5 protein-coding genes are annotated in these 6,677 nt (G+C 71.3%); 2 read left to right on the top strand and 3 right to left on the bottom strand.

The window, feature by feature from the left end; all coding sequences use genetic code 11:
- Nucleotides 1–466: 466 nt before the first annotated feature.
- Both ON26_RS27065 and ON26_RS27060 read right to left on the bottom strand, forming a co-directional pair.
- A complete protein-coding gene (locus ON26_RS27065; RefSeq protein ID WP_051027695.1) occupies nucleotides 467–2,932 on the bottom strand; it encodes a DUF6049 family protein in 2,466 nt (821 codons plus the stop codon).
- On the bottom strand, nucleotides 2,929–3,474 hold the full coding sequence (locus ON26_RS27060) for an NUDIX hydrolase (protein ID WP_040800292.1): 546 nt from the start codon (nucleotides 3,472–3,474) through the stop codon (nucleotides 2,929–2,931). Before ON26_RS27060 ends, ON26_RS27065 begins: the two co-directional genes overlap by 4 nt.
- A 116-nt stretch (nucleotides 3,475–3,590) precedes the next feature.
- Here ON26_RS27060 and ON26_RS27055 point away from each other — a divergent pair, with 116 nt between their 5' ends.
- Entirely contained in the window at nucleotides 3,591–5,051 is a 1,461-nt protein-coding gene (locus ON26_RS27055) for a CCA tRNA nucleotidyltransferase (RefSeq protein WP_040800298.1), read from the top strand.
- 7 nt (nucleotides 5,052–5,058) lie between these two features.
- Here the strand turns inward: ON26_RS27055 and ON26_RS27050 are convergent, their stop codons facing one another.
- Nucleotides 5,059–5,877 carry a hypothetical protein gene (locus tag ON26_RS27050; RefSeq protein WP_040800289.1) on the bottom strand — a complete coding sequence of 273 codons (819 nt, stop codon included), beginning with the start codon at nucleotides 5,875–5,877 and terminating at the stop codon, nucleotides 5,059–5,061.
- Nucleotides 5,878–5,997: 120 nt separating this feature from the next.
- On the opposite strand from ON26_RS27050, the gene ON26_RS27045 reads away from it, so the two are divergent.
- On the top strand, nucleotides 5,998–6,677 hold a 680-nt coding region (locus tag ON26_RS27045; protein WP_051027693.1), incomplete at its 3' end, for a 5-oxoprolinase subunit PxpA.

The raw sequence follows: 6,677 nt of genomic DNA, 5'->3' as shown, positions 1-6,677 counted from the left end.
CGCTGTGCGGGGAAGGGCCGCGACGGCGGGGGCATGGGACCGGTGGCCGGGCCCGCGGGACGCCCCGGTGGCATCTGCGGCCTGCTGACCTGCGGAATGCGCGGCGGCGGACCGCCCTGCGGATCACGGGTCGTCATGTCGGGCTGATCCCGCGGTGCGGGTCGGCGCTCCCACGGCGCAGGCGGGACCCGGGTGGGCGGAGTGCCTTCCGGCCGGTCGTCGGGCTGCGGCCGATGAGCGGAGAGGTCATCGTCGCTCATCATGCCTCCTGTGTCGTCCCTGACCCGTGCCCGGCGGGCCCGGTCCGGCGTTTCGCCGACCGGGCATCTTCTCCCGCCGCGCCCCCGGATGTCGAACCGGTGCCCGCGCGTCGGCCGCCCGGCTCGGGGTCACCCCCTCGGGCCGCGGCGGATGCCGCCGATACCCTTCGATTGTTCCTTACCGAGTGTGGGCGCCGGGGCCCGACTCACTCGTCTGCCGGGTCCGGCCTGCCTCGGAACCGGCGGTACAGCCTGCGCCCGGCCAGTCCGAACAGCAGCAGCGCGGCGCACGCGGTGATGATCGCCAGGATCTGGCCGTAGGCGTTGGACCGCACCGATACCGACGTGGACTCCCCGAGCAGCACGCCGTCGGCGGTGGTGACCGAGATCGGGATCACCAGATTGCGGCTGTCGTTGACCTCGGTGGGCACCCGGAACGAGCGGGTTCCGTTCGGTGGCAGTTGCTGTTCGCCCAGGTCGGCGATGTTCGCGCCCTCGGGTGCCTCGATGCGGAACCGGATCCGGACCGCGACCGGCAGATCGTTGCGCGCCACCAGCAGCAGCGGGCTCTGCTCGGTGGCCAGGGTGTAGACGCCGCCCGGCGGCAGCACGGTCACCGAGCGGTACAGCTCGGTGAGGGTGCGGGTGGTCTGATCGAGGCGGCGCTGGGCCCAGGTGTCGGGCAGATCGGAGATGCCCGACCGCCGGTCCGACAGGGTGAGCACACGCACCAGGTCGTCGCGCAGCGGCGTGAGGAATGCCGCCGGCGTCGGTTCCAGCTCGGGTACCGACACCAGCGAGGCGAACAGGTGGGTGATCCGCCTGCCCTGCTCCCGGGCGGGTTCGACGAACCGGCCCGGCACGGCGTCGCTCGCGGCGCGCGCCGAATAGTCCAGTTCGTAGGGCGTCGGGTCGGGGGCCTGCGCCACCAGATCGGTGAGCGTGCGCGGGGTGGCCAGGCCGGCGCGCATCAGCGTCTCGACCTGACGCAGCAGCGCGGTCGCCTCGTCGCCGTTGGCGCCCCATTGCTGCGGCGGCATCATCAGCAGCGAACGCGCTCCGCTCGCCTGCGGATTCACCGCTCGCCAGGTGATCGCGGCGAGCGCGTCCTGCAGGCGCGCGGTCCTGGAGTCGTTGGTGACCTCGTAGCGCACGCCGCGCGGTGTGAACGACGGCGTCGACGGGTTCGAGCCGACGGCGGCCAGTGCTGTCGCCGACCAGATGTCGTAGGTCGCCACCCGCATGGCGGAATCCTCGGCCTGCACCGGCGCCGGGGGTTCGAGAGAGGACTGCGGGACGCCCGCGGCAGGCGCCGCCTCGTGCGCGGGCGCCGCGCCCGCCGCGGGTTCGGCGCTGACCCCGGGCAGGCGCACCACCTCGGGTGCGGGCGCGGGGTCGGTCGCGGCCCAGGAGCCGCCGTAGGCATATTCCTCGCCGAGATCCGAGTTCGCGCCCGCGCTGCCTTCCGGCGCGGTCGCGGTCCCGGCGAGCAGCGCGGTGCGGTAACCGTGCGCGCGCAGCAAGCTCGCGCCCGCTCGATCGAGCTCTCCCGCGTCGGGCAGGGCGATGCCGCGCACCGAGTTCACCCCGAGCACCGTGTCCACGATCTCGGCGGGCTCGGTCAGCGCGCGCGTCGTCAACGCCGGGTCGCCGACCGCGGCCAGCGCTGCCGGATCCACCTGCGCGAAGGGCAGGGCCACCGTGCACAGCGTCGGCGCCAGCGCGCGCAGCCGTTCCAGCCACGCGGCGGCATGTTCCTCGCCGCTGCCCTGCCTGGTCGCGCCGTCCGGGTCGGACGGGCTGGCGAGCACCCGGTAGCCGGTGGTCATCGCCTGCACGGTCACCAGCAGGTCGGGGTCGATCGCCAGGCAGATCGACGAGGCCAGGGCGTGATCCCTGCCCGGTCCCGTCCCGATGACCGTCTCCAGCGCGCCGAGCAACTGGTCGAGCCTGCCGCCCTTGCCCAGCGATCCGGCCAGCTCGTCGTCGGTCAGCACGGTGGTGCTGTCCACCGCACCGGTGATACCCGCCACCAGCCGGGGCCGATCGGCCAGCGGCCACACCATGGTCGTCGCGACCGGCGCCGGGGAGGGCGGCAGTTGCGCGCCGGGAACGGCCTGCGGCACGCCGAGCACCGGCACCAGGAAGCGCGCGTCGTCCAGTCGCGCCTGTCCGCCGTAGGCAGGAGTTCCGTTGACGTTCAACAGCACCGGATACACGCCGGGCTCGCTGATCTGCAGCGACGCCTCCGAATCCGACTGCAGCGGAATGCTCACCGTGAATTGGCGCCGCTGCCCGGGGCTCAGCTCGTCGACCACGTCCTCGAACGGGCCGACCAGGTCGTAGCTCACCTGGTCCAGCTGCAGCGTCGAGCGCAGCTGCGAGGGTTCGGTGACCGCGGCCGCGCGCTGCAGGCGCACGCTGACGTCATCCACCGGGCGGTCACCGATATTGGTCACCGTCCCCGCCACCGTCAGCACCGGATCCGAGGACGGGGTCACCGTCGTCGGGGTGACCGAATCCACCGCCAATTTCACGAATTTCGGGGTCGTGGAATTGCTCGATCCAGTCGGCTGGGCTCGTGCGGGTGCGGCAGGAGTCCCCGCCACCATCGCGACCGAACCCAGCAGAGTCAGGACCGCAACGAATAACCGGAACAGCCCACGCGTCATTGCTTGCCGGTCTCCATCCGGTCGATCAACCGATTCGCGACCTCCGCCAGACGTCTTTCGTCCGCGTAGGCTAATCGGGAATTCAACTCCGTCAACGGAACCCACGCCACCTGCGTGACCTCCACATCCGCATCGGACAATTCGCCGCCCACCGAACGAAGCAGGAAATGATGCACCGTCTTGTGCACCCGGCGTCCTTCCGTGACGAACCAATAGTCGATATCGCCCAACTCGGCAACCACGACGCCCTGGATGCCCGTTTCCTCGGCAACCTCGCGGATCGCGGTCTGCTCCGGGGTCTCCCCCTCCTCGATATGCCCCTTGGGCAGCGACCACAGCAGGCGCCCGCGCCGGTCGGTGCGCCCGATCAGCGCGGCGCACCGCTGCTCGCTCGGACCGTCCAGACCGTCGACCACCAGCCCCCCGGCCGATGTCTCCCGGACGGTGCGCATGCGTGGTTTCGCCACATCGCCCGCATTTGCCGCCGAACTGCGGCGCCGAGGCTGGCGGCGTCGACTGTTCGCGCGATCGGCCGGAGACACCAAGCAAGCTTACTGTGTCATTTCACGGCTGCTTCGCCGCGGCGCAGCGGCCGGTGGCCTTCGCGTCGCGATATACAGTTTCGTTCGTGGTTTCGCCCGAATCCGGAGATGTCGTCGTGTCCGATCAAGCCGCCTCGGCTGCCGAGGAGAGGCGTACCCGGTTGCTGGCCTCGGCGGCGGTGACCCTCGGCGCGCTCGGTGATGTGCTGGCCCCGCTCGGCGGTTTGTTCGCCGCCCGCGGCCACGAGCTGTATCTGGTGGGCGGCAGTGTCCGCGATGCCGTCCTCGGCCGGTTGGGCACCGATCTGGACTTCACCACCGACGCCAGGCCCGAGCAGGTGCTCGAGATCGTGCGCGGCTGGGCCGACCACGTCTGGGACACCGGCGGCCTGGCCTTCGGCACGGTCAGTGCGGCCAAGGCCGGTCAGCAGGTGGAGATCACCACCTTCCGTGCCGACAGCTACGACCGGGTCTCGCGCAATCCCGAGGTCACCTTCGGCGACTCGCTCGACGGTGACCTGGTGCGCCGCGATTTCACGGTGAACGCGATGGCGGTGCGCATCGCCGCGGACGGTTCGCTGGAATTCGTGGATCCGCTCGGCGGCATGGACGCGCTGCTGGCCGGCGTGCTCGACACCCCGGCCGCGCCCGAGGACTCCTTCACCGACGACCCGCTGCGCATGCTGCGGGCCGCCCGGTTCGTCTCCCAGCTCGGTTTCGACCTCGCCCCCCGGGTGCGTGCCGCGATCACCGCGATGGCGGGCGAGATCGACCGGATCACCGCCGAGCGGGTGCGCACCGAACTCGACAAGCTCATCGCGGGCGCGCACCCGATCGACGGCATCGACGTGATGTGCGAGACCGGGCTGGCCCAGCGGGTGCTGCCCGAGGTGCCCGCGATGAAGCTCGAGATCGACGAGCACCACCAGCACAAGGACGTGTACTGGCATTCGCTGACCGTGCTGCAGCAGGCCATCGACCTCGAGGACGGCGATCCGGATCTGGTGCTGCGCTGGGCGGCGCTGCTGCACGACATCGGCAAGCCCGACACCAAGCGCAACGAGCCCGGCGGCGGCGTCAGCTTCCACCACCACGAGGTGGTCGGGGCGAAGATGGTGCGCAAGCGGATGCGGGCGCTGAAGTACCCCAAGCAGTTCACCGAGGATGTGGCCCGCCTGGTGTTCCTGCACCTGCGCTTCCACGGCTACGGCAAAGGACAGTGGACCGATTCGGCGGTGCGCCGCTATGTCACCGACGCCGACGACCTGCTGCCCCGGTTGCACAAGCTGGTGCGCGCCGACTGCACCACCCGCAACAAGCGCCGCGCCGCCGCCCTGCGCGCCACCTACGACGATCTCGAGGCCCGCATCGACCGCCTGCGGGAACAGGAGGACCTGGCCAAGGTCCGCCCGGACCTCGACGGCAACGCGATCATGGAACTGCTGGGGCTGCGGCCGGGCCCGGATGTCGGGCGGGCCTGGAATTTCCTCAAGGAACTCCGCCTGGATCGCGGCCCGCTCAGCCGGGGCGAGGCCGAGGCCGCGCTGCTGGAGTGGTGGAAGTCCCAGCAGGGGTGAGCGCGCGTCAGAAAATGATCAGCGTGGTTCCGGCGACCACCGCGTCGCGGATCTGAGCCAGCTCGAACGAGGCCGTGGTCTCGGCCAGTTCCAGGCGGAACCGCACCAGGTCGCCGTCGCGGGCCGCGCGCGCGATCCGCAGACCGCGCGGCAACTCCGACAACAGCACTCCCGGCGGTTGGAACGTCATCCGCCGGGGCAGGCGGATCCCGCACCACCACGCTCGCTCCACCCGCATGGTCAGGCGGTCGTCGGTGATCTCGCCGTCCACCAGTGCGGTCAGCCTGTGGGTGCGATGCCGGGCCAGGAGCTTGCCGTCCGCGCGCACCCGCACCCGCCACTCCAGATCGAGGGCGTCGATCCAGCGCGCCAGCTCCGCGACGGTGAGCGTGCCGGTCAGATGGATGCCGGTGACGCGCACCTTGGTCGGCACGCCGGGGATGAGCCGCACCCCGTGCGCCACGACCGTGACCGACTCGAACCGCCTGCTGTCCCAGTCCAGGCCGGAGAGCACCGACTTGGCTTCGAAGTGGGCGCCGCGCCTGCGCACCCGCAGCACCCGCAGGGTGGCGCGCAGCTCGTGGCCGACCACGGTGACGACGATGTCCTGCCCGCCGAACCGGCTCAGAATGCCCTCGCTGAGCACGGTGATCAGCACATCGGGCAGCAGCGCCGTGACGGTCCCCGAACCCAGGTCCATCACCGGATCCACCCACGCGGTGCTCGCCGCCAGCCACTGCTCCAGCCACGCCTGGTCGAACAGCCGTCGGCCGATCTCGACGGCTCGCAGTGGAGACCAGGAGGTCGGATCGAAATACGCGGCCATGGCTGTTCGAGCGTACCGGCGGGCGCTCCTCGGCACAGTCCGCGCGCCGCACCGGCCGCACGACGTCGACAATGGAGGCAGACGCCGACGCAGGCGCACGTACCGGTGGAGGGAGAGACCATGCGACTGGATCTCAACAGCGATCTCGGCGAGGGCTTCGGCCCCTGGACGATGGGTGACGACGCCGCCGTGCTCGACCTGGTCACCAGTGCCAACATCGCCTGCGGTTTCCACGCCGGCGACCCCTCGACCATGCGCCGCACCTGCGAACTCGCCGCTGCCCGCGATGTCCGTATCGGCGCGCACATCGGCCACCGCGATCTCGCGGGCTTCGGCAGGCGCGCCATCGACATCGCTCCCGCCGAACTCCGCGACGAGGTGCTCTACCAGATCGGCAGCCTGGACACCTTCGCCCGCGCGGCGGGCAGCCGGGTGCGCTATGTGAAGCCGCACGGCGCGCTCTATCACCAGGCGGGTGCTCGCCGCGACCTCGCCGACGCCGTGCTGGCCGCGATGACGGACTTCGACCCCGCCCTGGTCCTGCTCGGTCCGGCGGGCACCGAACTCGAGCAGGCCGCGCTGGCGGCGGGCGTCGGTTTCGTCGGCGAGGGGTTCGCCGACCGCGCCTATACCGAGACCGGCGGGCTCGCCCCGCGAGGTCTGCCGGGTGCGGTACTGCACCCGGAGGACGCCGTTGCTCAGGCCGTGGCGATCGCGACGACCGGCGAGGTACCGATCCTGCCGACATCGTCGTCGGGCCCCGCGATGGGCGCGGTCACCACGGCGGACGCGGACGGGTC

The sequence above is a fragment of the Nocardia higoensis NBRC 100133 genome (assembly GCF_000308595.1).
Classification (GTDB): domain Bacteria; phylum Actinomycetota; class Actinomycetes; order Mycobacteriales; family Mycobacteriaceae; genus Nocardia; species Nocardia higoensis.
This window is presented reverse-complemented; position numbering and strand designations above follow the sequence as displayed.